Raw genomic sequence first — 23,483 nt, forward strand, 5'->3', positions numbered from 1 at the left:
GGCTCCAGTTTAAAGAGCCGGTCGTTTTATTTACATACTTTCAATTAATCGCGCTAAAAATGCGGTACGAAGCGGAAGCTCGCCGATAATAATATGCTCCTTGGGGGAATGGGCATAGTCGCCCCGCACACCAAGGCCGTCCAGCGTCGGAGTGCCTACCGCCGCTGTAAAGTTGCCGTCGCTGACGCCTCCTGTAGCGGTTTCCTCCAAGGTGAAGGTGAACTCAGACGCGGCCAATTCCCGCGCATGGCTGTACAGTGAAGCGATGGCTGCCGTACGCTCCATCGGAGGACGCAGCATGCCGCCGGTTAAGACCAGCTCTGCTCCGGGAAGGCGCGGAGTCAGAGCCGCAAACTCGGCTTCAATCCGCGCCGCTTCCTCCAAAGTGGCGACACGGACGTCGATTTCGGCCTCCGCATGATCCGGCACCACGTTGGTGCCGATCCCACCCTGGATAACGCCGACATTGACGGTCGTCCCGAGCTCGTAATCGGTCAGGCTATGCAGCTGCTGAATTTGATAGGAGAGCTCCTGAATCGCCGATACCCCCTTCTGCGGATTTACCCCCGCATGAGCGGATACCCCTTTCACGGTCAGCTTATAGCGCCCGCTGCCCTTGCGGGCTGTTTTCAGCGCGCCGTTCGGCTCCATCGGGGGCTCCAGCACCAAAGCTGCAGCCGATTGAAGCGCCGCGGCCTCTATAAATTCGCGTGATGTTGGGCTGCCGATTTCTTCGTCGCTGTTAATCAACAGCACGACCCGTTTATCGTCAGGGAACCGCCCCATATCCTTCAACGCCTTCAAGGCGAAGATGGCCAGCAGAAGCCCGCCCTTCATATCATAAACGCCGGGACCGTAGGCGATGCCGTTCTCGGTGCGGAACGGTCGGCGCTCCGCTTCCCCCAGCGGCCATACCGTATCGTAGTGGCCGACCAGAAGGATTTGCTTCGGCCCCGAACCGACTTCGCACAAAAGCCTGTCGCCTGCGACAGGGTGAGGAATGCGCTCGACGCGTCCTCCGGTTAAACGGGTAAACTGAGCCGCATACCATTCAGCCATTAAATCGTTTGATGCCTTGTTTTTGGAAGGCGAGTCCATATTCACGCTTTCCTCCAGAAGACTTAGCATTTCCGGAAGATAAGATTCGATTTGTTGGGTAAGCTCATGTGACATGTTATATTGCATCTCCCTTAGTGGGACTGCGAGTTGGAACCGAACAAACGATCCAAGCCATAAACGCGTTCCAAAATAATGATAAAAATAAGACTGACTAAAATAACAACCGATGAAATCGACGCGACCAACGGATCTAAAATCTCCTGCATATAGCTAAAAATAGCAAGCGGCAGCGTCGTCGTTGTAGGTGAAACTAAAAACAGCGAAACGGTAACGTTATCGAAAGAGGTTAAAAAAGCAAAGATCATTCCTGACATAATCGCCGGCTTTAGCAGCGGCAGCGTAATATCCTTAAATACATGATACGGTTTTGCGCCCATAATATAAGCGGCACGCTCCAGCGTATAATCGAAGGAGCTTAGTCCGGTCAAGACAAGCCGTACCACATAAGGGATGGATATCAGCACGTGCGACAACAGCAGGCCAAGAAATGTTCCGGCAAGACCGATTCGGGTGAAAAACAAAAGTGCCGCTATACCGATGATCAAGGCCGGAACCGTCAGAGGCGACAAAATCATCGCGTTAATGACGCCGCTGCCGCGGAATTTGTACTTGTGCAGCGCCAGCCCTGCCAATGTGCCGATTAAGGTCGAGATAACCGCGGTCAGTGCGGCAAGCTGCAGGCTGAAAATAAACGAATCGACAAATTCGGGACGATCGAATATTTTGGAATACCATTGGAGGGAAAACCCTACAGGCGGAAACGATAAATATTTAACCGATGTCAACGATGTCGGAATAATGATCAGCAGCGGTGAAATGACGAACATCACAACGAAAAAAGTGATGACGCCTAACGGTGAAATTTTTTTGATCATGAGTTAAACACCTCTTTGTAGCGCTTGGTTTCAATCAACCGGGTAAACAGGGCTACCAAGGCGAATGTGGAGGCAAGCAGCAGGAATGAAAGCGCTGCTCCCATAGACCAATCCAATTGGGTCATAATTTTTTCGTAGGCGATGACCGGAAGCACCTTTACTGATGTTCCGCCCATTAATGCCGGCGTAACGAACGAGCTCATGGACAAGCTGAATACAAGCGTGGTGCCGGCAACGAGCCCCGGTAGTGTTAGAGGCAGCGTGACGGAAAAGAACGTGCGTATTTTGCCCGCGCCAAGAATTCCGGACGCTTTATACAGCGAGCCGTCGATCTGATAAAGACTGGTGGCGATAGCCAGCACCATATAGACGATCAGCGAATCGGTCAAGCCGATCACGACGCCGAGCTCGTTGTATAGAAGCTTCAACGGCACATCGATCAATCCAAGACTCATCAGCGTATTGTTAATCCAGCCCTTCTCGCCGAGAATAACGACCCAGCCGAAATTACGAATCACGACGCTGACCAGATGCGGCGAAATAATCAGGAAAGTGACCAGGCCGCGCATTTTGCTGGATGCTTGAGCCATGTACATGGCTACTGGATAACCGAGCACTAGACAGGCCAACACCGTAAGCAGGCTCATTTTGACCGTTCGCCATAAAATTTTTATATAATAGGGATCCTGGACAAACACTAAGTAGTTCGCTAGCGTAAACTGCTCATGCTTATCCTGAAAGCTAAGAACTAAAATGTATAGCATAGGAAGCAAGAATACCCCAAGCACCACGGCAAGTGCAGGAGCAACCAGCAGAACGGCGGTTCGCATCAAACGGCTACGTCCCTCGCTCATTGTCCTTTCCCCTTCCTGGAAAATACAAATACATCCTCAGGCTTCCAAACGAGTGTGACCGGCTGCCCCTCCGTAAAGAGGATCATCTGCTGTCCGGTTTGAATGCGAACGGCTATCGTGTACGGCCCTACCTCAACCTCACACTCCGTGTAGGCTCCAAGGAAAGAGGTCGATTTGACTGTGCCCTTAACCTGATTACTTCCTTCTGCAGCAGGCGTTCCATCGCTTATACTGATTTTCTCGGGCCGGACATAAATGGATACCGCCTCGCCGTCCGCGAAGCTCATGTCCCTGCTGTCCGCCTGTAATGCAAAGCCTGCATCTGTTTTCAGCTGGACAGTTGAGCCACCCGTTCGCTCGACTGTGCCCTGCATCCGGTTCGATTTCCCGATAAACGTATGCACGAATTCAGACGCCGGCCGGTTATAAATATCCCAAGGTGTGCCGATCTGCTCCACCTTGCCATGATCGAGCACGACAATCCGGCTGGATAAATAGAGTGCTTCTTCCTGATCATGCGTAACGAAGATCGTCGTAACTCCAATTTCCTGCTGAAGCCGCTTCAACTCATCCCGCAATTCCTCGCGAAGCTTCGCGTCCAAATTGCTGAGCGGCTCATCCAGCAGCAGAAGCGACGGCTCCGTAACGAGCGCGCGCGCTATCGCGATCCGTTGTCTTTGTCCGCCGGACAGCTGCTTAGGATAACGGTCCGCTACATGCGGCAGCTTCACAAGCTCAAGAACTGCATTCACTCTTTTCGTCATTTCCGGTTTTGGCGTCTTGCGGAGCTTCAGTCCGTAGGCGACATTTTCAAAAACCGTCATATGCGGAAACAACGAGTAGGTTTGAAACACCATTCCCAGCTGGCGTTTATTGGAAGACACGCCGTTCATCCGCTTGCCTTTAATCAGCAAATCCCCTTGATCAGGCTCCAAAAAACCGGCTATCATATTCAGCGTCGTTGTCTTGCCGCACCCTGACGGGCCGAGAAAGGAGATGCACTCTCCCTGCTCGATTTGCAAATTAAAATTGTCTACAACTACATTAGGACCAAACTTCTTCTGGATGCCGATTAGTTCAACGTCAATGTTTTTGGTCATGGGCTCTTCCCCTATTTTCCGACTTTTGGAGCTATTTCTTTATTGAAACGATCCAGCCATTCCGGATTTTTGCTGCCGACGACTTCCAGGTCGAATTTCACAACTTTGCTGCGGTCAAAGTTCAGCTTTTTGGCAATATCTTCAGGAAGCTTTACAGGAACGGCCGGGTTGTAATACAGCTTCGTACCGTACATAGCCTGTACTTCATCCGTTAGCAGAAAATCGATAAACAGCTTCGATGCATTAGGATTTTTTGCTCCTTTAACAATCGTTGCCACGTTCGGAACCAGGTTTGCCCCTTCCTTCGGAATCACGAACTCAAGATCCAAGCCTGCATCCTTCTGCACCAAGCTTCTCGCCATCGTCCATGTCGTGTAGGCTGCTGTTTTGTTCTGCATGTTTTGCTGCAGCTGCGCCGCGCTTTTGGCAAAGGTCGGCATGTAGCCAGCAATCGTACTCAGCTTTGCAAATCCGGGATCCATGTTCTTTTCAGAGCCGCCATTGGCATAAGCAAGCATAATATATGCGGAACGTCCGAAGTTGCTGGACATTTCGGCTAACGTAATGTTGCCCTTCATTTCAGGCTTGGCCAGATCGTTCCACGATTGCGGGACAGGCAAGCCTTTAGCTTTTACCATTTCTGCATTATAGGAAATACCCATTGGGGTAAAGTTAACTGCAACACCGCTATTGTCTTTAACCTTAAGCTCCTCACTGACCTTCTTCATATTCGGAATATCTTTATCGGCCAGCTGTTCCCATAAGCCTTCTACCCGGCCCGCTTCCTGCTCACCGCCCTCAACGATCGTGACATCGATCTGCGGCGATGCTTTCTGCGCCTTAACTTTCGCAATAATTTCTGTCGAAACACCCGAAACGTATGTCAGCTTAACGTCAGGATATTTCGCGTTAAACTTCTTGAATATCTCATCCTTCATCAATTGCTCTACCGTAGCTCCGTTACCCGCAACGACCAGCTGCTTCTCCGGCGTAAGACTTGCCGCCGCTTCTTTGCTTGCTCCCGCTCCTTTATCCGCCGCCGGCGCCGGTTGCGCGGCATTGCCCCCGCACCCCGCCAACAATGAACCGCATAACGCTGCAACCGATAAAACCGCTCCCCATTTTTTCATAACAAACATCCTCTCGGCGTAGTTTAGTGTTCTCTATACGTGAACACTGTTTTCTATACGTGAATATAATGCAATTTTAGCATGGCATTAAAACAAAATGCAACAACATTTTTATCTCATGTCAGAAATCCTTCCACATCTTATTCCAGCTAGGAAAAGCGATTTTTTTGTGATAAACTAACATCTAAAAAACTGTCAATGTCCGCGCATTGCCCATGAAGGAGCAGATTTATATTATGGACAATCATCTTTCCTCCGTCAAAAACAGCTGTACGCTGTTAAAAATGTTCCTCGATTCCCCTAAGGAAATGGGCGTCAGTGAGCTGAGCAGGCAGCTCCAGCTTTCCAAAGGCGCTGTACATAAGCTGCTCGCCACCTTGGAAAGCGAAGGGTTCATTAAACAAAACCCGACAAATAAACAGTATTCCCTCGGCTATACTTTGCTAGAACTCGGAAACAAAGTTTTGAAGGATCATAATTTGGTCGAGTTTTCCAAGCAGTATCTCCAGAGGCTCTCCGATACGACGCAAGAGCTTACATGTCTTTGCGTCAGGGATGATTACGAGGCCATCTATGTCGACCGGATCGACTCCAAGCACCCGATTCGATTTAATGTCGACATTTATCGGCGGTTCCCCCTCTATGCGACTTCTGCGGCAAGGGCCATTCTCGCCTTTCAGGAACCGCTCTTTATTGAGAGCATCCTGAGCTCTGGCATCCGAACATACACGGCCTATTCTATGAAAGAGCCTGCGGAAGTGAAGAAACGTCTTGATATCATTCACGCTAATGGTTACGAGGTCAGCGAAAACATGCGCAACGTCGGCGTAATGGGAATCGCTGCTCCGATCTTCGATACGAACGGTGCGGTAAACGCCTCGATCAGCATGATCGGCCCGGCAAACCGGGTGAAGCCGTCCCTCGAGACGATGATCGAGCATGTAACGACAACGGCGAGGGAAATATCCGCTCAGCTTGGGTATAGGGGATAAGCATTCGGAAGAACCGTAACAAATGAAAACCGCTTTTCGATATTCTGCATGTTTGGCCGTATAGATAAATGCAAAAAACACCCTTCGAATATCAGGAACGCATACTCAGCGTCCTATGATTATTCTTAGGGTGTTTTCATTCTTTTTTCTAAATAGCTCTAACGATATCCACTAAGCTTTGTGACATGCCGCTTATTTCTTCCATCGATGCATTCAATTGCTCTGTCACCGCTGCCTGCGATTGTGTCATCGTTGTCATATTGCTAATGTACTCTTGAATTTGGCCAATAAGAACGTTCATCTCACCCAAGCTACTTTCAATATTCTCTGTTGCTTCTGCGCTATTGACGGCTAGCTTTCTAACCTCGTCGGCAACGACGCCAAAGCCGCGTCCCGACTCTCCGGCACGGGCTGCCTCAATCGCGGCGTTTAACCCTAACAAATTGGTTTGCGCTGCAATTTCGCGTATAAATATCGAAATATTTTTAGTTTTCTCCGTACCGGATTTGGCTTGATTAGCCGCTTGCATGGATTGTTCCTGCACTGTGGCCATTTCTTGAGCTTGAATCGTTACCGATTCTATGGCTTTTACCATTTCATTAATGGAATCGGAAAGCTGTTTCATGCTCTGATTCATGTCATGAATAGCCCGTTCCTTATTTTTTTCCAGCGTAATATCGCGTATGGTTCCGGCGAATCGAAGGGGAACTCCACTGCTGTTGCGAAGCGTTCTGCCTGCCGCTTGAAACCAGCGATATTCGCCGGTTTTCAAACATAATCGATACTGTGTCTCAAAGGGCGTCTTTCCTGAATAATCATTTAAACTCTCGGCAAACAACTGGAGCACACGATCCGAGTCCTCCGGGTGCAGCCTGCTGCGGAAGCTCTCAAATTCATCAGGGAAATCATGCTCGTCTTTAAAGCCCAATGCTTTTCTGAATTGAGAGGACATCCACATTTCATTATTGTTAACATCACCGTCAATAATCGTGATGTCCCAAGGCGCTTCTACCAAAGCCTGATGAATCAAATCGTACTTTGTCATGATCGAGTTTATTTCTTGTTTTTTCATTTTTTCCTCATGGTTATCAAAAAGTGCGCCTACTACCCGAAGGGGAACGCCATTATTATCCCTAAGAGTCGTCCCCGTAGCGCGGACCCAGCGGGTTTCGCCGTTTTTCATAAGTACGCGGTATTCGATATCATAGGGGGTATTACCGGAATGGTCAATTAGATGATCGGAAAAAGCATTCATCACCCACTCCTGATCCTCCGGATGTATTCTCGATGCCCAGCTGTTCAAAACGTTGGGAAAATCGTTCTCGTCGTTGAAGCCAAGCAAACCTCGAAATTCGTCAGACCAGATGAACTCGTTATCGGGATTGATAGGATCTCCAGCAATCACCTTCATATCCCATAAACCTACCTGGATAGCCTTCGTAACTAACTCCAAACGAACTTCCGTGTCCTGTGCCGATTCCCTTAGCTTATTTAAAGCGAAGTTTACATTTCCGGCGATTTCCTTCGCTATCGGAGAATCCAGAGACGATAGTTGGAGATTAGCAGAAAGAGCATTACTCTCCATATTCTTAAATAAAATTCGGCTTTCTTCCGCTAATTCTTGATCAGGACTAGTCGTTTTGAAGAAATTCATTCCCTCTTGCCCCCCTCATTGATGTTTTTATGCAAAGAAAAACACCCAAGCAGCAGGTGCTTTTCTTTCCCATTGCCTTCTTCGATCGCTCGGCGGTTGTAGCCTTTTGGCTAATATCCGTAGCTTCGAATCGTGACCCCCATAAGTTCCCATTGTAAAAATTTGTCGAAATTTGCGATAATATGTACTTTTTCAGAATAACAAAAACGGAGCCACTTTACTATCATAATTTGTAATAGTATGCTGCCCTTCTGCACGGTAGCTGTTGATGGCGATCGCATAGTCGGCCAGGTTCTCGTCTGACAGTCGCACCGAGAGCTGCACGACACCGGATGCGTCGAGCATGACCTCGTTGAGATACACGACGTCGTCGATCAACGGATTGTCGGCGTTGGCAGGGGTGAACCCACAACGGCCTCGACTCTCGGCGAGGCGGGCGCCGGCTGCGCGAGCACCCGCAGCACGGGACGTGCGGCCGCGGCATTCCACTGCCAGACCGGTATCTGCAACTCCCGGTTAAATTATTTCAACTATTGTTCTACGTAACGTATGACGGGCGATTCGCGATTGACTATTTCAGTCAAATACAATACAATGAAATTGACCGAAATAGTCAATTTCGACAAGTAAACAGTTGCAAGAAAGGAATTTTTTATGTTTGAAAAATTTAATAGTCTAAAGCCGGAGAAGCAGGAGCGCATCATCAACGCCGCTATTACAGAGTTTGCAAACAAGGGCTATAGTAACGCTGCTACGGATGAGATTGTAAAGCAGGCAAATATTTCCAAGGGGGCATTGTTCCACTACTTTACAAATAAAAAGGAACTGTTCTTATTTTTGTATGATTACACATTGAATACGATCATGAATAATTTTTTTGGGGAAATATGCTTCGACGAAAAAGACATTTTGGTTAGAATACGTCAGGCGGTATATTTGGAATGTATGCTTGTTAGCCGATATCCGATGATGTTCGATTTTGTTAAGACCGTATATTTTGAAAACTCCGATATGGTGAAGGAGGAGATGCAGAAGAGGAACGCTAAAATCCTTACCGACAGCTACAATAAATTATTGAGTGATTTTGACAAGTCTAAATTCAAAGAAGAAATTAACATCAATCAGGCGGTTCAAGTAATCATGTGGACGGTAGAAGGGATTTTGGCAAAAGAGAAAGAAAAACTCAAACTTCGATCGTCTAGCGAAATAAACCTTGAAGAAATCATGCTGCAAGTGGATGATTTTTTAGAACTGCTTAGGAATAGTTTTTATCGCTAGTATTCTATTGCGGAAGGTGAATAGGATGGAAATAACGACGTTCATAGAGTTGTTTTGGGGTTGGATGACGGTAATTATTTCTACCGTTTTGTTTGTCCGCCCTTCGGTATTGCGTGAATTAAAACGGTTAGTGGTCGAGGACAGAGGATTCGGAATCATGTATGGCTTTTTGTCTATTTTTTTAGGCTTAGGCACTGTAATTATTCATAACATTTGGGCATTAAATTGGCAGGGTTTTATTACACTGATTGCGTGGCTTGCCCTGTTGAAAGGGGTTTATGTCATTGCTTATCCTGAGCCTTCCAAGAAGACCAATTTTGAAGTGCGTATCTTAACTACAAGGCTCGCCCTCGCAATCGTTGGCGGTCTAGCACTATGGATGGTTTTGGTAATCTAACGCGAGACATCCTAAGCCGCGGCTAAACTTGCTCCAACCGTTGAAGAGCGGTGGCAGAAAAATCAGGTTTCATATTGTACTTGAAGGGGCTGTTCCAAATGCTATGGCTTTGGGGACAGCCTCGTTTCTTTGTATGTATTATGCATGTTGCCTCTACTCTTCAACCCGTTTTTCTAGTGGAATGTTCCTGTTATATTATCCTCACGATCCATTAATAATTTTGTTAGAATTACAACCTGCCCGCTGTGATAACTATAATGCTCACAAACTTGAATAAGCATGGTTTCTAGATCCCTCGAATAGTTGGAGTTTGTTTCGAAAGCAGGACGTACCATCATTTTATTCCAATCATCGATTGAAAAATGTACGGTGATGCTTGTTTTCAGATCCCTTTCCGTCATAGCTTCAAGTATGCTTGAAGACTGGCGTCTCACGTCCTTGAGCAGCTCCGCCAATTCTTTTCCGGGTATACCACGGTTCATGGAAAACTCCTCTGACCTCGTTCGATTAAAAGGTGCCTTCCCTATACCGCTTACAAAATGCTGATATTCGTTTCCCGCCAAATGCATGCATAGATTACCAATGCTATTCATGTTCGGTTTAAATCTGTGCCATACTTGTTCATCTGACAAAAGGTGTAAACATGCTTCTATTCGTTTCAGCTGCTTGTTCATTTCATTTAGAACGATATCATTTAATTTCATCGTATTGGCTCCTTCTGCAATGTATAAATATTCATATACAGGTATAATTATACACATCTTTCCACTTCAATCAACTCATATCTTGCAAATGATTACCAAAATGGTTTTAAGCTATCCCGCTAGATGAATCCCTCCCGCCAGTCTACTACTCTATTTTCACTGGACACCAGCATCTCCTGCACGATCTCGACGATGCGCCGCAGTCCTTCTTCGATCCTGGTTTCATGAGTCCGGATGATGCTCAGCCTGATGGCATTCTCCTTAGGAAACCCCCGTAGATAACACAGATCCGTAGGCATCACAAAAATATGGCGGGCTCTTAGAGACGCCGCCAGCTCTCTGGCAGGGAGCTCCGGGGGAAGCAGGAGGCGTGCGAATATACCGCCCTCTGGTATGCTTGCACGTATGCCCGAAGAAGCTGAAAGCTGCCGCTCACAAGCAACCCGGAGGGTGCTCATCCGAACCCGGTATCTTTCCCGCATTTGCTCCAAATGCCGATCGAACATCCCGCAGCCCATATACATCTCCAGAGCGCCTTGCGACAAGGCGGCCGTGCTTGAGTCGGAGGCGGCTTTAAACAGCCGGAACGTCTCCAGCAGCGATGGAGGCAGTACGGCAACAGCCAGCCGCAGACCCGGCAGCGTTACTTTGGAAAAGCTTTTTAAATATACCGTATGTCCTGAAGCATCCTCGGTATAGATCGGATCGTCCTTCGGATTCAACGATAAATCTCCCAGATAATCGTCCTCCACAATATACACATCGTATTTTTCCGCCAATTCGGCAATCTTCTGCTTCTGTTCGCGCCGATAGCTGCACCCCAGAGGGTTATGATACCGAGGCACCGTATAAAAAAATTTGATTGAGTTGCTGCGGAAATGCCGCTCCAGCTCCTCAAGATCAATGCCCTCAACGGTCCTCTTGATGCCGATAGCCGTTACACCTAACAGCTCGATGGACCTCAGCATACCAAAATAAGCCGGCTGCTCCACAAGAATAACGGATTTGCCATTCGGAAAAGGCATCCCTGCCAGCATATGAAGCGCCTGCTGCGAACCGGATACAACACAGATCCTTTCCGGCGGAGCAAACACCTGATTACTTGCCAAATGCTTGGAGAGCGCTTCACGAAGCGATGGAAAGCCCTGCGGATCGGTATACGTAAAAAGCTGATCACGGTACTGCTCGATCGCCCGGTTCAGACAGTGCTGAAAATCCCCATAAGGCATTACCTCCGGGTCCGGCGAGGCTGAAGAGAAATCAATTTGTTCCACAGGGCTCCCCTGCTCCTTCCCACTCTTCCGAACGACAGCATAGTAGCCGCTTTTGGGCACCGAATAAATCCAATGCTCTTGCTCTAAACCGGCATATGCACGGATGACCGTGTTGGCGCTGCACCCGAGCTGTCTGGACATCTCACGGATGGACGGAAGCTTGTCCCCTGGCTTAATCAAGCCTTCCGCAATTTTTCCTTTCACCTGTTCCATAACATGCTGGAATTTGCTGCTTTCCATAAGCCCCTCCTCACCACTGTATGGGTACAGTTGCATATTTTTTGGCTATCGCCTGATATCTGCATCTATTATACTTTATACAGGTGAAGCAAAACCATGACGAGGGGGACTACCGATGGCCATTGAACACGAATTTGCAACCTACCGCATTAGCGATGACAAAACATTGCTGGAATTGGACACCATTTATTCCTTACTGCACAGTACTTACTGGGCAGGGCACCGAAGCCAGGACCAGATCAGCCGCAGTATCGAAGCGTCCGTCTCTGTGGGTGTCTATGACGGGCACGGACAAATCGGATTTCTTCGCGCTGTCACGGACGGAGCGACCTTTACTTGGATATGTGATGTCGTCGTTCACCCGGAGCATCGGGGTAAAGGCATCGGCAAACAAATGATGCACTATATCACCCGGCACCCCTCCGTATGCCATACGAACATGCTTCTCGGAACCAGGGATGCACATGGTTTATATAAACAGTATGGTTTCGTCCGGAAGGAAATGATGATACGGAGAACGGTACTAAAATGAAAAAACTTTTGCCAAATCAAAAAAATTATGACAACATAGTAGAGATTAACCGATGGAATGGAGATTAGAGATTATGTCGAATTTACCGAATTGCCCCAAGTGTCAGTCAGAGTATACCTATGAGGACGGAGCCTTCCTGATTTGCCCCGAATGCGCCCATGAATGGAGCCTCGAATCCGAAACTGAGCAGGACGAGGAGAAGAAAATCGTAAAGGATGCCAATGGTAATGTTCTAAACGACGGTGATTCCATTACCGTTATCAAGGACCTGAAAGTAAAAGGAACTTCATTGGTGGTCAAAATCGGGACGAAGGTGAAAAACATCCGTTTGATTGATGGAGATCATGACATTGATTGTAAAATTGATGGATTCGGTGCCATGAAGCTTAAATCCGAATTTGTCAAAAAGATATAAGATTCCCCCGTCGCTTCTTAGGGTTGATGCGCCCTTATAATAGCATGACAAAAAGCCCTGCTCACCGGTTCCACTTTCTTGGAAACCATGAGCAGGGCTTTGCCGCGTCACGCTTAGCCCAGTAAAACAAACAGTAAGGCAAGCAGTGCAGGCAATCCCTGTACTACCCAGATCGATCGTTTCGCCGTCGCACCGCCATACAAAGCTGCTATTAACACGCAGGCGAGGAAAAACAATGCCAGCTGCCGTCCCATTGCGGGATCGGGATGCAAGAGAGACCATACAAGCCCTGCGGCCAGAAAGCCGTTATACAACCCTTGGTTGGCGGCAAGAGACTTGGTGGCCGCAGCGGACTCCCTGGTCATGCCAAAGGCCTTGAGACCTCTTGGTGTCGTCCATAGAAACATTTCAAGAACAAGAATGTACAGGTGTTCCAATGCAACCAAAGCGACAAGTATCGAAGCGAGCATCGTCCCCCTCCTTTCTGTTTCCTGATATTATAAATAAGGACTAACGATACGCCGGATTCGCTCCAAGCCTTCCCACATGTCTCCCGGCCCATCATAAATAAGAGCGACCGCTCCATTGTAGTCAGCCGTTCTAAGGGTATCGAGGCAGCGGATAAATTCCGCCTCATCCGGATATCCGTTCTCATCGTAATGCGCCTTGGCGTGCACCGTTACGCTGTGAGGCAGTGTGAGCAGAAATTCATCGTATTTGCTCGGTTCCTTGAAGTTGCCAAAGTCCGTAATCATGCCGACACACTCGTCCGAAAGCTCCAGCAGACGGATACAGCTGGCTCCTGTCGACGTCAGTGAGCGGAAATTTTCAGTAATGACACGGACGCCTTTCGGTCCGGCATAATCGGACAGCCCGCCAAGTGTCTCAGCGGAAAGACGGATTGCTTCGTCATCCGTAGGAACGGCTTCCCCGGCTATGATCCGGATTTGCTTGGCGCCTGCCAAAGAGGCCGCGTCAATCCATGAACGGATGAGCTCAAGGTCCGCGGATCTCCTCTTCATATCCTCTGAGGTTAGATTGCCGTAATCCAGAAGCAACGTATCAAACGAAATTCCTGCCTCGGCAAAGGCGGCGCGAAGCGCTTCCAAATAGGCCGGCTCCAGGGATGGGAAATGAAAATGGCACACTTCCAGCGCTTGAAATCCCCGCCTGGCCGCTTCGGCCGGCAGCTCGAGAAGCGTCAGCACCTGCGGCTGAGCCTGCTCCCGAATGATATGTATTTCCTGCTCCGCATCCCATTCCGTCCAACGGAGCGGGCCCAGCAGACGATGCAAACTCCAGGTGCTGACCGATAAATAAGACATGAATCAAACCTCCCGGCGAATCAATTAGGCTTGCCTTAATTTACTATATCATACCTATTCCTGCCATGAAACTAACAATCCGGCAGGTCATCCAACAAGGATCAGCCTTTCACCGTCCATTAAAGGGGGAGCCCATTTATGAGCATTAAGGATAAACTTTGAGCCATCTTTCCAGATGGCATGCGTTTTGTCAAAGTAGACGAAGGATGTGAAGCTTATACTTCTTATCCATTGAAAAAACCTGTTCATCGCTGAACAGGTTGGCAGTTTCACTTTTGGAGAAGGGATTTGGAGTAGCATTCAATCTGTAACTTCCGCGTCGGGTTCGCCTGATTCATCCGCTGCATCTTCTTCTGCCGCTTCCTCACCGTCTCCAGCTTCCTCTTCCGACTCTTCCACTACATCTTCCTCTGCTTCTTCCCCGGCTTCTTCCTCTGCTTCCGCTTCGTCTGCATCCTCAGCGTCTACCTCCTCAGACTCGACGACCTCTTCCTCTGCTTCCTCATCTGCCGCAACGATGTGGATTGGAACACCTGCTTCTTCAGCCAACCGTTCTTCCCTTTGCTCTACTTCTCCCATTGCAATCCCTCCAATTAGCACTTAGTTTCCCTAAGTGTAATTCTATTCTATGAGGCAGGCCTGTCCTTTAGAAGGCTCCTCTATTATTTTTTTAGGGGAGGAAGCCATGAATTCCGTGCTGTATACTCTGCTTTGAAAGCGATGCCATCGTTGTTCCAACAGCATTAATTTCATCTGGGCAAAACCATTGGAACACGGCGTTTCTATTTCCCGGCTGAGCCCCCAAAAAATAAGGTAGATTCTATCATCATCGTTGCGTTCAGGCTTAGGGAAGGTGCGCCCTCCCTGTACATGCAGCTTTCCGATGAGGTCAGCCGTGTCTTCAGTTCACAGCCGAATGGTCGAAAAGAGTCTCTTTTTATGTTAAAATGCATAGAAATGTAAGTTTCCTAACGGCACAGAAACCATTCAGACAAGGAGGCGTCCACATTGCCCGACGTATTCGGACCGAAATATCGTATCGGGGATAACGCTTTCACAATTCAATATATGCAGCGCAAGGGCTTTTCCAAGATGCCCGGAACACATAATCACCCGTTTTATGAGCTGTATTATTTGCTTCAGGGGGAGCGCACCTACTTTATCAACGGTACTGTAGTCACGGCCAGACGAGGCGACATGGTTATTGTTCACCCCTATGACGTCCACAAGACGGCAAGCAGCCAGGTGCCCGAATTTGAGCGGGTGCTCATTAACTTCACGGAACAGTTTGTACACAGCGAACCGGGCACCGAAACAATGAACCTCGAAGCAGGGGTCCCCCTGCTGCCTTTCCCGAACCGTTCCCGACTGCTTCGCTTCTCCCTGAAGGATCAAGCCGCTGTGGAGCAGCTGCTTCGGGAGATGCTATCGGAATGCGCAGAACAGCAGCCCGGCTTCGAAATGTACGTAAAAGCGCTGCTCCACCAGCTGCTCGTCCGCATGCACCGGCAGAGCCGTGCCCTCGAGCTGGAGCCACCGCACCCGCTTCATCCGATGCACGCCAAAATATCCGAAATTGCCACTTACCTGAACGGGCATTTTCAAGAAGAGATTAGTTTGGAACGGGTGGCCAAGCAATTTTACATCAGCGTTTCGTATTTGAGCCGCATGTTCAAGAAGGTGACCGGCTTCCATTTCCGTGAATATGTCCAAGTGATCCGCGTGAACGAAGCGCAGCGGCTGCTCAGGGAAACACAGGAAAAGGTACTGACCATTGCCGAGCGCAGCGGCTTCGAGCATGTCGCCCACTTCAACACCACATTCAAAAAGCTGACGGGCGTTTCCCCGCTGCGCTACCGGAAGCAGCAGCAGGCTGGCACGGGAAAAGCAGTATCGCGCAGCAGGACCTAGCCCTTTTTGCTAGACTATAGCTCCATGTACTCAAACCAGTCAAAATCGGCCGCATTCGCGCTTACCCGCCCATTGCTGCTTGCGTACATCCCCAGATAAGCCCCGATAAAGCCTCCGGCCACATCCGTACTGAGCAGTGTGCCGTCAGCCTCCTCGAACAGAGCTGTCCAGCCTTCCGGCTCCGTACCGTAATAGAAGCTGTAGGCTTGTCCAATGGCCTCTACCTTCAAATACAGCTTCGCTTCGTTCAATTCATGCTCTGCAAGGGTAAGCTCCAAGCCTTCCTTGCGCTGCACAAGCCGGATCACCATACACTCTCCGCTTAAGCCTGCCTCCATCCGGAAGTGGAAGTCATTGTTTTGCAGCAGGACAAGACCTGCCGTCTCCGAAGAATGCTGCGGAGTAAACTCCATAACGGTGCTTGCCCGGAAATTCATATGCTGCTGACGCCGCCCCACAAAGCTCGGATTCACCAACTCCGTGATCGACTCCGCTTTCAGCTTCAAACGCAAATGGCCGGGACGCTCGGTTAAAGACCAGAAATCGCCGCGAGGGGTGCGAATGAAATTCCACCGCCAATCAAGGGCGGAGGCGTCAAAATGATCGCAAGCAGGAAGCGCAGGCCATCTCTTCTCAGGCAAGTTCGGTCTGGGCATTTCGAGCTCAAGTATCCCTTTGCCCGGATTGACTACCGGCCATCCGTCCTCCCATTCGAAAGGAACCAGAAACGTTTCTCTGCCCAGGTTACGGTAGTACCCGCCGTAGGGCCTTGAGGCCAGACACACCATCCACCATTCCCCGTTTTGCGTCTCCACGATGTCCGCATGGCCGGCGTTTGCAATCGGGTGCTTTTTCCCTAAATGCCGGTGTGTCAAAATCGGATTGCCTTTGCAGCCCTCATAAGGTCCGAAGAGACTCTCGCTGCGGGCAATCGTCACTGCATGCGTATGGCCGGTTCCTCCTTCAGCGATGAGCAGGTAGTAAGTACCGTTGATTTTGTAAATATGCGGTCCTTCCTGCGCATGAACCATTTTCAGAGCGCCGTCCCAAAGGCTGTAGCTGGGCCCGAGCAAGGTCCCGGTTTCCAGATCGATCTGCTGCACCCAGATTTCCCTGTGCTTCGGATACGATTCTCCCGCAGGGGGAATGCGGTGTCCTACATAATACGACGTACCGTCATCGTCGAAGAACAGCGAAGGGTCGATGCCAGGCGCATCCGGTACCCAGTACGGGTCTGACCAGGGACCGGCCGGATCGGTGGCTTTTACATAAAAGTTGCGCCGGGCTCCTGTCGCACTGACGACAAAGGTCGTAATCATGTAGAAAGTACCCTCATGATAACGGATCGTTGCGGCATAGATCCCCTTGGAGCAAGGAGTTCCATCCAGATCAAGCTGGGACGGACGGTCCAGCACATGCCCGAGCTGGCGCCAATTCACCAAATCCTTGCTGTGAAATATCGGTACGCCCGGGAAATATTCGAAGGTCGAGGTCACCATATAATAATCTTCGCCAACCCGGCAAATCGACGGGTCAGGGTAGCAGCCGGACAGAATGGGATTGCGGAATGTTGTACTCATGGAATGAGATGTCCTCCTTCAATAGGTTGCAGACTTTCGGCCTGCATCTCCTTCATTGTAGTACAAGGGGGAACTCATTTCTTTGTGCTTAAATGTCGGAATGGTTCCAAAACTTACGGATACTTGTCCATTGCTAAACAGGAAATGGAAGCTCTCTCGATCCGGGAAGTGTCCGCTACACGGATTCACTGTTCAATCAAGCTCGGACAAGAGCCGTTCATATTGATTGGCCAGCCTTTTGGATGGACCGATGCCCAACTCGTGACGGAGTAATTTGACGTAACGCATATACTGCTCAGCTACCGCTGTCCTGTTCTTCTGCGCAGTGAGAGCAGCCAGAAGCATGCTCACCGTTTCTTCGTCCAGCCCGTCACGATTCAGCAGCTTAAGAAGGAGTCTGACCGCCAACTCGTTCTCGTTGTTTTTTAATAAAGCTTCAGCTAATTTCTTGACGAATGCCGTGTACATGGCGGATAACCGCTCGATATCGCTTAAAGCCCAGAAAAACGCCTTGTCACCGAATAAATCTCCGACATAAAGCTCCTCCGCTTCCTTAGCCTCATTCAGATTCGAGCGGTCAATCACCCCAAATCGTTTCATCTTCTCCTCTAGCTCTACAAAATCAATGTATGCTCCCGTAATATCCATCCCGTAGCTGCCATGATCCGATTCGATCTTTAATTCGATTCCATACGATTCAAGTGATTTTCTCATTTGATAAACGGTCGTATGCAAGTAATTCTCCGCATTTTTGGCAGCCATTCCTGCAAAAATATCATCCGTAATTCTTGCTTTCGCTACCATCCTACCGCGATTCAACAGCAAATACGCGAAAAGCTCTGCGCTTTTTTGAGACCTCCATTTCACATGAAGCCGCTGCCCATTGCGAACCTCCAATCCCCCCATGCAGAAGATGGAAACCGTGTCCCGATTTCTCCCCGTTTCAGCAAGCACGGCAAACTGATGAATGGCCATTGCCCTGTTCACCGTTCTTTCCAGCCTTTCCAGAGTTACCGGCTTGACAATGTAATCGATGGCATAGATATCAAAAGCCTCCATCGCATATTCTTTATGGGACGTTACGAAAGCGATTTGAAGATTCCGGCCCGTCTCCGCCATTCGCTTCGCGAAAAGGAGGCCGCTTTCATTGGGCATGCTAATATCTACAAAGGCCATATCTACAACGTGATCATTCATAAACGACGCGGCCGCTTCGGTATCCCGAAACAAGCCGACGATTTCAACAGAGGAGATTTTAGAAAGCATTTTTTTCATAATCAAGTGCATCGCTTTTTCATCATCAATGATAATAATTCTCATGCCAGCTTAGGCTCCCCCTATTTGTTTAGGATCCATATCCGTATCCATTCGGGTAAACGGTAATGAAAAATAAAAAATGCTCCCTTCTCCCGGAACACTTTCAAACCACAGGGTACCGCCATGAATATGCAAAAACTCTCTGGCCAGGATCAGACCTAATCCCGCCCCCTTTTCTCCCTCGGTGCCTGTCCTCGAAACGGGCTGCACATCCTGAAGAAGGGACTTCGTTAACTCAGGCGCGATACCCATACCCGTATCTTTGACAGAGACAATGACCGAATCTCCTTCTGTAGCCGCTCCGATATAAATGTACCCGCCATTGCCGGTAAACTTGATTGCATTGGAGAGTAAATTTCTCAGGATCAGATCCAGCATGTCCCTGTCGGCCGTGATCTGCATATGTTCCTCTATTTCAATTCGAATTCGAATTGCTTTCAGGTCGATTCGTTTTTCAAACGTTTGGACGACATCCTCCACAACCGAGGTTAAGACCCACACCCGTGGACTGAACATCATTTTCCCCTTTTGACTCCGAAACCAATCCAGAAGATTTTCCGCTAAATGAAAGGTTTTCCGCACTTGATCCTTTACCTCTTGAACAATCTCAATATTTTCACTTCCCAAATCATAAAGCTCTTCCTCCATCAATTCCGTTAAATTCATCAGCATAGCCAACGGGTCTCGAATATCATGAGCCACCACGGTGAACAGATTATCCTTAAAGGCATGAAACTCCGCTAGCTGCTTCGCGTTAGCTAACAGCTTCTCTTGGGACTCGATCAGCTGCGTTATATCCTTAAACATGAGCAGCTTCCCCAACGGCGTACGGCGGCTGTCCAATATGGTCGATATGGTGAAATTGTAGTGGCGCAGCGCCTCCTTACTTTGGATCGAAACATGGCAGTCGCTGCTTTCCATATCCCTGATTCGGGTTAAGATTTGCGGGTAATTCAAGAGTACATATTGAATCGGGGCGGAGGGATCGTTTACAGCCTTCAACTCTTCGAACATGTTTTTGGCAGCCTGGTTGGAGTCGATAATATGATTTTCATAATCCAGAACAATGACACCGTCCACTATGGTTTCAAATACTTTTTCCATCGCAACGGGCGCTAGCCTCATAAGGTTAAACCGGTAAATCCCCCAAATATAAATGACACCGGTAATCGTAAATCCGATCGGCGTTAAATCCAGATTCATGCTAAAATTACCAACGAGATAAACAATATTGAAGCACCAAGACGCTCCGGCTCCCAGCATCATGACGATAATCTGCTTCCGGATGGCCGGTACGGCTTTTAAATACATTCTCACATATAAAACCATCCCGATCGCCGCCCCAAGATAGCTATAGGCAATGTGAACCCAATACCAGGGGCCTTTTACCGTAATGGTTTGTAAAACAGCATCCTGGTCAATTTGAATACTCCGGTAAAACCAATGGTGCATATCGTTTGTATAGTGAAGGATGAGAGTAAGCGCGGGTATGATGAAAAGACTGACATACACCCACCTCTTCAATACCCTTTCATTTCCCGTAAATTGTATGACCAGGATCAGCCACAGCGTAGAGATGAAGGGAATGCCTATATATTCAAGCTTTAACCAGAATTTAAGACTATCCAGGTCCGTGCTTATCATCTCGAAGGCATATCCGAACGTATAGAAGGAAGCGGCCAGCATCAAAAGGATACAGCTTTTCGCTACGGAAAGCTGCCGTTTTTTGAAGGCGATAAAAGAGATAAACAGCATAAGGAAAGTGGCAGCTAGCAATATAACAAATAAATAATGATCAGAAATCACAACTCCCACTCCTGATTCAGCCCCTCGAGGTTTCAATAATATTGGCTTTGATTCGACACCATTCTACCTTTCACAAGGATAGAACAGTTTGAAGCAATAAACAATAAGTCAATTGAAAAAAGTAAGCAAAATGCTGCATACTGGCCGATCCGCTCGCTTTCTAAAAACGCCAAAAGCCATGTCGCTTGAATGCGACATGGCTTCTGAACCGGCTGTAGCTTATTGCTGATTCTTATGCCGGTTCGGACCGGCATGGCAGTACAAGGTAACAAGAGGAGCCTCCGCACTCGAAATCAGGTGATGATCCTCGCCGGGTTCAATCACAATTAAATCCCCGGCGTTGATCGGCGTGAATTCGCCGTTCAGCTCAAGCGTACCCTGCCCCTGCACGATGAGAAACAGCTCCTCATCCTGATGCACATGATAGTCCCGGCCCTCCGGCCCGTCGTTCGTATGGCTGCGCTCCCCCGGCCTGCTAAAGGCAAGCCCTCCGCTGTAAATATAGGCGCCAGGCAGCACGTCCTGCAAAATATGCTGCCCTCCCTTCATTTCGGCCAAATCCCGGATATGCAGCTTCTTCATCCTCATCCCTCCACACAGTAAAAGAGCCATGATCTCTACTATACTGCGGGATTCGCATCCTGACCAGATTGGGAACTCAGCATTATTTGCACAATATTCACTTTTATCGGGTTATTTATACTTTTAAATGGAACAGCTGACTGCGGAAATCGCCGCGCTCGAAAGGCAAATTCAAGCCGATATGCATCAGCTCGTCACCGCCAAACCGCTGCTCCCCTGCGTCGGGGCTCGGATTGGATATCTGTTGGCTGATCGAATAATCCAGCTCCGGATCCAGCCCTTTCAGCTTTAGCCTGCGCAGCGGCGCATTAGGCAAGGAAAGCACTTGGAAGTGTGCAACGAGCGCCTCCGTACGATCCTCGGATACGAACATCCAAGCGGTTTCGTTTCCTTCGAACGGACTCAGCAGCCGGTAAAATTCACCGAATTGAATGAGCGGACGCACGATTTTATAATCGGCAATTTGCCGCTTAACGATCTTCTTCTCTTCTTCCGTGAATACGGTTAAATCCAGCTCGTACCCGAAATTGCCTGACATCGCCACATGCCCCCGCATGTCCATCGACGTGATACGGTCCACCTGATGATTCGGTACGGCAGATACATGGGAGCCCATCGAGCTGATCGGGTATACCAGACTGGTGCCGTACTGTATTTTCAGCCGTTCCACCGCATCGGTATTGTCGCTCGTCCATGTTTGAGGCATATAGTAGAGCATCCCCGGATCGAAGCGTCCGCCGCCGCCGGAGCAGCTCTCGAACAAAACCTGCGGGAACGACGAAGTTATGCGCTCCAGCACCTCGTACAAGCCCAGCATGTAGCGGTGCGCCGTTTCCTTCTGTCGCTCTGGCGGCAGCAGCGCGGAGCCGATCTCCGTCATATTCCGGTTCATATCCCACTTCACATACCGGATCGGACAGCTTCCGAGAATATCGCTCAATACCTTTACAATGTATTCGCGAACATCAGCACGGGAATAATCCAGAATCAACTGATGGCGGGCCTGCGTACGGCGGCGTTCCGGCACATGCAGGCACCAATCGGGATGGGCGCGGTACAAGTCGCTGTCCGGGGACACCATCTCCGGCTCGAACCAGAGCCCGAACGACAACTCCAGCCTGTTGACCCGCGACACAAGATCCTCCAGCCCGTTGGGCAGCTTGCTCTTGTCGACGAACCAATCGCCCAGCGAGCTTTTGTCGTTATCTCTTTTGCCGAACCAGCCGTCATCCAGCACCAGCAGCTCGATGCCAAGCTCCTGACCTGCAGCGGCAAGCTGCTCGATTTTGTCCGCGTTAAAGTTAAAATAGGTCGCTTCCCAGTTGTTGACCAGCACCGGCCTTGTTTGATCGCGGTATTCCCCGCGGCACAACCGGGTCCGGTACAGCTTGTGGTACGTACGGGACATGCCGCCAAGTCCATGACTGGAATGGACGAGGACCGCCTCCGGCGCCTGGAATGATTGTCCCGGCTCCAGCAGCCAAGAGAAATCAAACGGATTGATTCCCATAACAATCCTTGTCGTACCGTACGGATCCACTTCCGCCTGAGCGAGGAAGTTACCGCTGTATACCAAGCTGAACCCGTACACATCGCCCTGATCCTCATCCGCACCTTTGGAGAGGAGAGCAACGAACGGATTCAGAGAGTGGCTGCTCGAGCCGCGCCGGCTTTCGATCACGGAAGCTCCGGTTGTTAAAGGGCGTTTGTGGATATGACGCTCGCGTGCCCACGATCCGGACAAATGGAGCATATCGAATTCCGCATGCGAGAAATCAATCCCTACGGACAGCGCCCGCAGCAGCTTTTGGGGCTGGCCGCTAACATTTTCATATCGTACGGAGCGCGAGATCGCATCGGAGTCCCGGTAAACCGTATACGTTAAAACCGCTTTTAAACCAAGGGGCTCATCCATCAGCACGATATCCAGGCTCTCGGCCTCGTCATCACGCTCGACATATACGGCAGGCAGTCCCTCCAGACGGGGTTTACCGGCATAAATCCGGTGCGATTCATAAATGAATTCGCTGGCCGTCGTGCCGTTCTGCGCCTGCACCTGAAAGGCCGGTACGCGAAAATCACTTGTCCCGTAGGTCGGCAGCTCCTGCGGGAGCGTGTCCAGAGAAAGCTCAAGATGCTCCAAATCGGTAGAAGGGGAAAAAGAACAACGCTCCTTAAAGGCAAGAATACGGCCCGGATTCGTGCCTCTTACGCGGCTGCCCCAATATAGATGCGCTAAATAGCGTGATTGTACGAGCTGCATCAAATAACTCGAATGCTTCGTTTGTAAATGAAAGGTCTGGGATAGCTCATCAAAAAAAATGCCCATAACTGCCTCCTGTACATAATAAGGTTTGCTTACTATTATAAGGAGTAGTATGGACAACCCATAGGGTGA

The 23,483-nt window shown here is 49.2% G+C and carries 22 protein-coding genes; 6 read left to right on the forward strand and 16 right to left on the reverse strand.

The window, feature by feature from the left end; all coding sequences use genetic code 11:
* Positions 1-30 precede the first annotated feature (30 nt).
* Genes CF651_RS29385 through CF651_RS29405 form a run of 5 tightly spaced genes read right to left on the reverse strand, consistent with a single transcriptional unit; the run spans position 31 to position 5,078 of the window.
* Entirely contained in the window at positions 31-1,173 is a 1,143-nt protein-coding gene (locus tag CF651_RS29385; protein ID WP_094018419.1) for a M20 family metallopeptidase, read from the reverse strand.
* Between the two features lie 17 nt (positions 1,174-1,190).
* The gene (locus CF651_RS29390; protein ID WP_094018420.1) at positions 1,191-1,994 is read right to left on the reverse strand and encodes an ABC transporter permease; all 804 of its coding nucleotides are present in this window, start codon (positions 1,992-1,994) and stop codon (positions 1,191-1,193) included.
* Positions 1,991-2,848 (reverse strand): ABC transporter permease, encoded by an 858-nt coding sequence (locus CF651_RS29395; protein WP_094018421.1) that lies wholly within the window; start codon positions 2,846-2,848, stop codon positions 1,991-1,993. The genes CF651_RS29390 and CF651_RS29395 overlap by 4 nt, the downstream gene beginning before the upstream one ends.
* A complete protein-coding gene (locus CF651_RS29400; protein ID WP_094018422.1) occupies positions 2,845-3,948 on the reverse strand; it encodes an ABC transporter ATP-binding protein in 1,104 nt (367 codons plus the stop codon). Before CF651_RS29400 ends, CF651_RS29395 begins: the two co-directional genes overlap by 4 nt.
* A gap of 11 nt (positions 3,949-3,959) precedes the next feature.
* A complete protein-coding gene (locus CF651_RS29405; protein WP_094018423.1) occupies positions 3,960-5,078 on the reverse strand; it encodes an ABC transporter substrate-binding protein in 1,119 nt (372 codons plus the stop codon).
* A 236-nt stretch (positions 5,079-5,314) separates the two neighbouring features.
* Here CF651_RS29405 and CF651_RS29410 point away from each other — a divergent pair, with 236 nt between their 5' ends.
* On the forward strand, positions 5,315-6,070 hold the full coding sequence (locus CF651_RS29410) for an IclR family transcriptional regulator (RefSeq protein WP_094018424.1): 756 nt from the start codon (positions 5,315-5,317) through the stop codon (positions 6,068-6,070).
* Between the two features lie 148 nt (positions 6,071-6,218).
* On the opposite strand, the gene CF651_RS29415 is transcribed toward CF651_RS29410, so the two are convergent.
* The gene (locus CF651_RS29415) at positions 6,219-7,724 is read right to left on the reverse strand and encodes a methyl-accepting chemotaxis protein (RefSeq protein ID WP_094018425.1); all 1,506 of its coding nucleotides are present in this window, start codon (positions 7,722-7,724) and stop codon (positions 6,219-6,221) included.
* 654 nt (positions 7,725-8,378) lie between these two features.
* Between CF651_RS29415 and CF651_RS29425 the strand changes: the two genes are divergently transcribed.
* Together CF651_RS29425 and CF651_RS29430 are read left to right on the forward strand one after the other, a co-directional pair.
* Positions 8,379-9,002, forward strand: a complete 624-nt coding sequence (locus CF651_RS29425; RefSeq protein WP_094018427.1) for a TetR/AcrR family transcriptional regulator — start codon at positions 8,379-8,381, stop codon at positions 9,000-9,002.
* A 25-nt stretch (positions 9,003-9,027) separates the two neighbouring features.
* Positions 9,028-9,399, forward strand: coding sequence for a hypothetical protein (locus CF651_RS29430; protein ID WP_094018428.1), 372 nt, complete (start codon positions 9,028-9,030; stop codon positions 9,397-9,399).
* A gap of 173 nt (positions 9,400-9,572) precedes the next feature.
* Here the strand turns inward: CF651_RS29430 and CF651_RS29435 are convergent, their stop codons facing one another.
* Positions 9,573-10,103 (reverse strand): DinB family protein, encoded by a 531-nt coding sequence (locus CF651_RS29435; protein WP_179233055.1) that lies wholly within the window; start codon positions 10,101-10,103, stop codon positions 9,573-9,575.
* A 119-nt stretch (positions 10,104-10,222) separates the two neighbouring features.
* Entirely contained in the window at positions 10,223-11,617 is a 1,395-nt protein-coding gene (locus CF651_RS29440) for an aminotransferase-like domain-containing protein (RefSeq protein WP_094018430.1), read from the reverse strand.
* 115 nt (positions 11,618-11,732) lie between these two features.
* Here CF651_RS29440 and CF651_RS29445 point away from each other — a divergent pair, with 115 nt between their 5' ends.
* On the forward strand, positions 11,733-12,149 hold the full coding sequence (locus CF651_RS29445) for a GNAT family N-acetyltransferase (RefSeq protein WP_094018431.1): 417 nt from the start codon (positions 11,733-11,735) through the stop codon (positions 12,147-12,149).
* Between the two features lie 73 nt (positions 12,150-12,222).
* The gene (locus CF651_RS29450) at positions 12,223-12,564 is read left to right on the forward strand and encodes a zinc ribbon domain-containing protein YjdM (RefSeq protein ID WP_094018432.1); all 342 of its coding nucleotides are present in this window, start codon (positions 12,223-12,225) and stop codon (positions 12,562-12,564) included.
* A gap of 113 nt (positions 12,565-12,677) precedes the next feature.
* On the opposite strand, the gene CF651_RS29455 is transcribed toward CF651_RS29450, so the two are convergent.
* The 3 genes from CF651_RS29455 to CF651_RS29470 all read right to left on the reverse strand — a co-directional run bounded on the left by CF651_RS29455 (position 12,678) and on the right by CF651_RS29470 (position 14,468).
* Positions 12,678-13,034, reverse strand: a complete 357-nt coding sequence (locus tag CF651_RS29455) for a DUF1304 domain-containing protein (RefSeq protein ID WP_094018433.1) — start codon at positions 13,032-13,034, stop codon at positions 12,678-12,680.
* 27 nt (positions 13,035-13,061) lie between these two features.
* Entirely contained in the window at positions 13,062-13,889 is an 828-nt protein-coding gene (locus CF651_RS29460; RefSeq protein ID WP_094018434.1) for a sugar phosphate isomerase/epimerase family protein, read from the reverse strand.
* Positions 13,890-14,189: 300 nt separating this feature from the next.
* Positions 14,190-14,468, reverse strand: coding sequence for a hypothetical protein (locus tag CF651_RS29470; RefSeq protein WP_094018436.1), 279 nt, complete (start codon positions 14,466-14,468; stop codon positions 14,190-14,192).
* 429 nt (positions 14,469-14,897) lie between these two features.
* Here CF651_RS29470 and CF651_RS29475 point away from each other — a divergent pair, with 429 nt between their 5' ends.
* Positions 14,898-15,800, forward strand: a complete 903-nt coding sequence (locus tag CF651_RS29475) for a helix-turn-helix transcriptional regulator (protein WP_094018437.1) — start codon at positions 14,898-14,900, stop codon at positions 15,798-15,800.
* Positions 15,801-15,814: 14 nt separating this feature from the next.
* On the opposite strand, the gene CF651_RS29480 is transcribed toward CF651_RS29475, so the two are convergent.
* The 5 genes from CF651_RS29480 to CF651_RS29500 form a co-directional block, all read right to left on the reverse strand.
* Entirely contained in the window at positions 15,815-17,380 is a 1,566-nt protein-coding gene (locus tag CF651_RS29480; RefSeq protein WP_094018438.1) for a glycoside hydrolase family 43 protein, read from the reverse strand.
* Positions 17,381-17,572: 192 nt separating this feature from the next.
* Positions 17,573-18,700, reverse strand: coding sequence for a response regulator (locus CF651_RS29485; RefSeq protein WP_094018439.1), 1,128 nt, complete (start codon positions 18,698-18,700; stop codon positions 17,573-17,575).
* 6 nt (positions 18,701-18,706) lie between these two features.
* Positions 18,707-20,503: a sensor histidine kinase gene (locus CF651_RS29490; protein ID WP_094018440.1), complete on the reverse strand. Its 1,797-nt coding sequence runs from the start codon at positions 20,501-20,503 to the stop codon at positions 18,707-18,709.
* 219 nt (positions 20,504-20,722) lie between these two features.
* On the reverse strand, positions 20,723-21,085 hold the full coding sequence (locus tag CF651_RS29495; protein WP_094018441.1) for a cupin domain-containing protein: 363 nt from the start codon (positions 21,083-21,085) through the stop codon (positions 20,723-20,725).
* Positions 21,086-21,200: 115 nt separating this feature from the next.
* Positions 21,201-23,414 (reverse strand): alpha-galactosidase, encoded by a 2,214-nt coding sequence (locus tag CF651_RS29500; RefSeq protein WP_094018442.1) that lies wholly within the window; start codon positions 23,412-23,414, stop codon positions 21,201-21,203.
* Between the last annotated feature and the right edge of the window lie 69 nt (positions 23,415-23,483).

Source organism: Paenibacillus rigui (genome assembly GCF_002234615.1).
Classification (GTDB): domain Bacteria; phylum Bacillota; class Bacilli; order Paenibacillales; family NBRC-103111; genus Paenibacillus_S; species Paenibacillus_S rigui.

What these genes read in the sequence shown, in the direction of transcription:
- CF651_RS29385 (WP_094018419.1), bottom strand. Translation starts at nt 1,173, where the DNA reads ATGTCACATGAGCTTACCCAACAAATCGAATCTTATCTTCCGGAAATG.
- CF651_RS29390 (WP_094018420.1), bottom strand. Translation starts at nt 1,994, where the DNA reads ATGATCAAAAAAATTTCACCGTTAGGCGTCATCACTTTTTTCGTTGTG.
- CF651_RS29395 (WP_094018421.1), bottom strand. Translation starts at nt 2,848, where the DNA reads ATGAGCGAGGGACGTAGCCGTTTGATGCGAACCGCCGTTCTGCTGGTT.
- CF651_RS29400 (WP_094018422.1), bottom strand. Translation starts at nt 3,948, where the DNA reads ATGACCAAAAACATTGACGTTGAACTAATCGGCATCCAGAAGAAGTTT.
- CF651_RS29405 (WP_094018423.1), bottom strand. Translation starts at nt 5,078, where the DNA reads ATGAAAAAATGGGGAGCGGTTTTATCGGTTGCAGCGTTATGCGGTTCA.
- CF651_RS29410 (WP_094018424.1), top strand. Translation starts at nt 5,315, where the DNA reads ATGGACAATCATCTTTCCTCCGTCAAAAACAGCTGTACGCTGTTAAAA.
- CF651_RS29415 (WP_094018425.1), bottom strand. Translation starts at nt 7,724, where the DNA reads ATGAATTTCTTCAAAACGACTAGTCCTGATCAAGAATTAGCGGAAGAA.
- CF651_RS29425 (WP_094018427.1), top strand. Translation starts at nt 8,379, where the DNA reads ATGTTTGAAAAATTTAATAGTCTAAAGCCGGAGAAGCAGGAGCGCATC.
- CF651_RS29430 (WP_094018428.1), top strand. Translation starts at nt 9,028, where the DNA reads ATGGAAATAACGACGTTCATAGAGTTGTTTTGGGGTTGGATGACGGTA.
- CF651_RS29435 (WP_179233055.1), bottom strand. Translation starts at nt 10,103, where the DNA reads ATGAAATTAAATGATATCGTTCTAAATGAAATGAACAAGCAGCTGAAA.
- CF651_RS29440 (WP_094018430.1), bottom strand. Translation starts at nt 11,617, where the DNA reads ATGGAAAGCAGCAAATTCCAGCATGTTATGGAACAGGTGAAAGGAAAA.
- CF651_RS29445 (WP_094018431.1), top strand. Translation starts at nt 11,733, where the DNA reads ATGGCCATTGAACACGAATTTGCAACCTACCGCATTAGCGATGACAAA.
- CF651_RS29450 (WP_094018432.1), top strand. Translation starts at nt 12,223, where the DNA reads ATGTCGAATTTACCGAATTGCCCCAAGTGTCAGTCAGAGTATACCTAT.
- CF651_RS29455 (WP_094018433.1), bottom strand. Translation starts at nt 13,034, where the DNA reads ATGCTCGCTTCGATACTTGTCGCTTTGGTTGCATTGGAACACCTGTAC.
- CF651_RS29460 (WP_094018434.1), bottom strand. Translation starts at nt 13,889, where the DNA reads ATGTCTTATTTATCGGTCAGCACCTGGAGTTTGCATCGTCTGCTGGGC.
- CF651_RS29470 (WP_094018436.1), bottom strand. Translation starts at nt 14,468, where the DNA reads ATGGGAGAAGTAGAGCAAAGGGAAGAACGGTTGGCTGAAGAAGCAGGT.
- CF651_RS29480 (WP_094018438.1), bottom strand. Translation starts at nt 17,380, where the DNA reads ATGAGTACAACATTCCGCAATCCCATTCTGTCCGGCTGCTACCCTGAC.
- CF651_RS29485 (WP_094018439.1), bottom strand. Translation starts at nt 18,700, where the DNA reads ATGAGAATTATTATCATTGATGATGAAAAAGCGATGCACTTGATTATG.
- CF651_RS29495 (WP_094018441.1), bottom strand. Translation starts at nt 21,085, where the DNA reads ATGAAGAAGCTGCATATCCGGGATTTGGCCGAAATGAAGGGAGGGCAG.
- CF651_RS29500 (WP_094018442.1), bottom strand. Translation starts at nt 23,414, where the DNA reads ATGGGCATTTTTTTTGATGAGCTATCCCAGACCTTTCATTTACAAACG.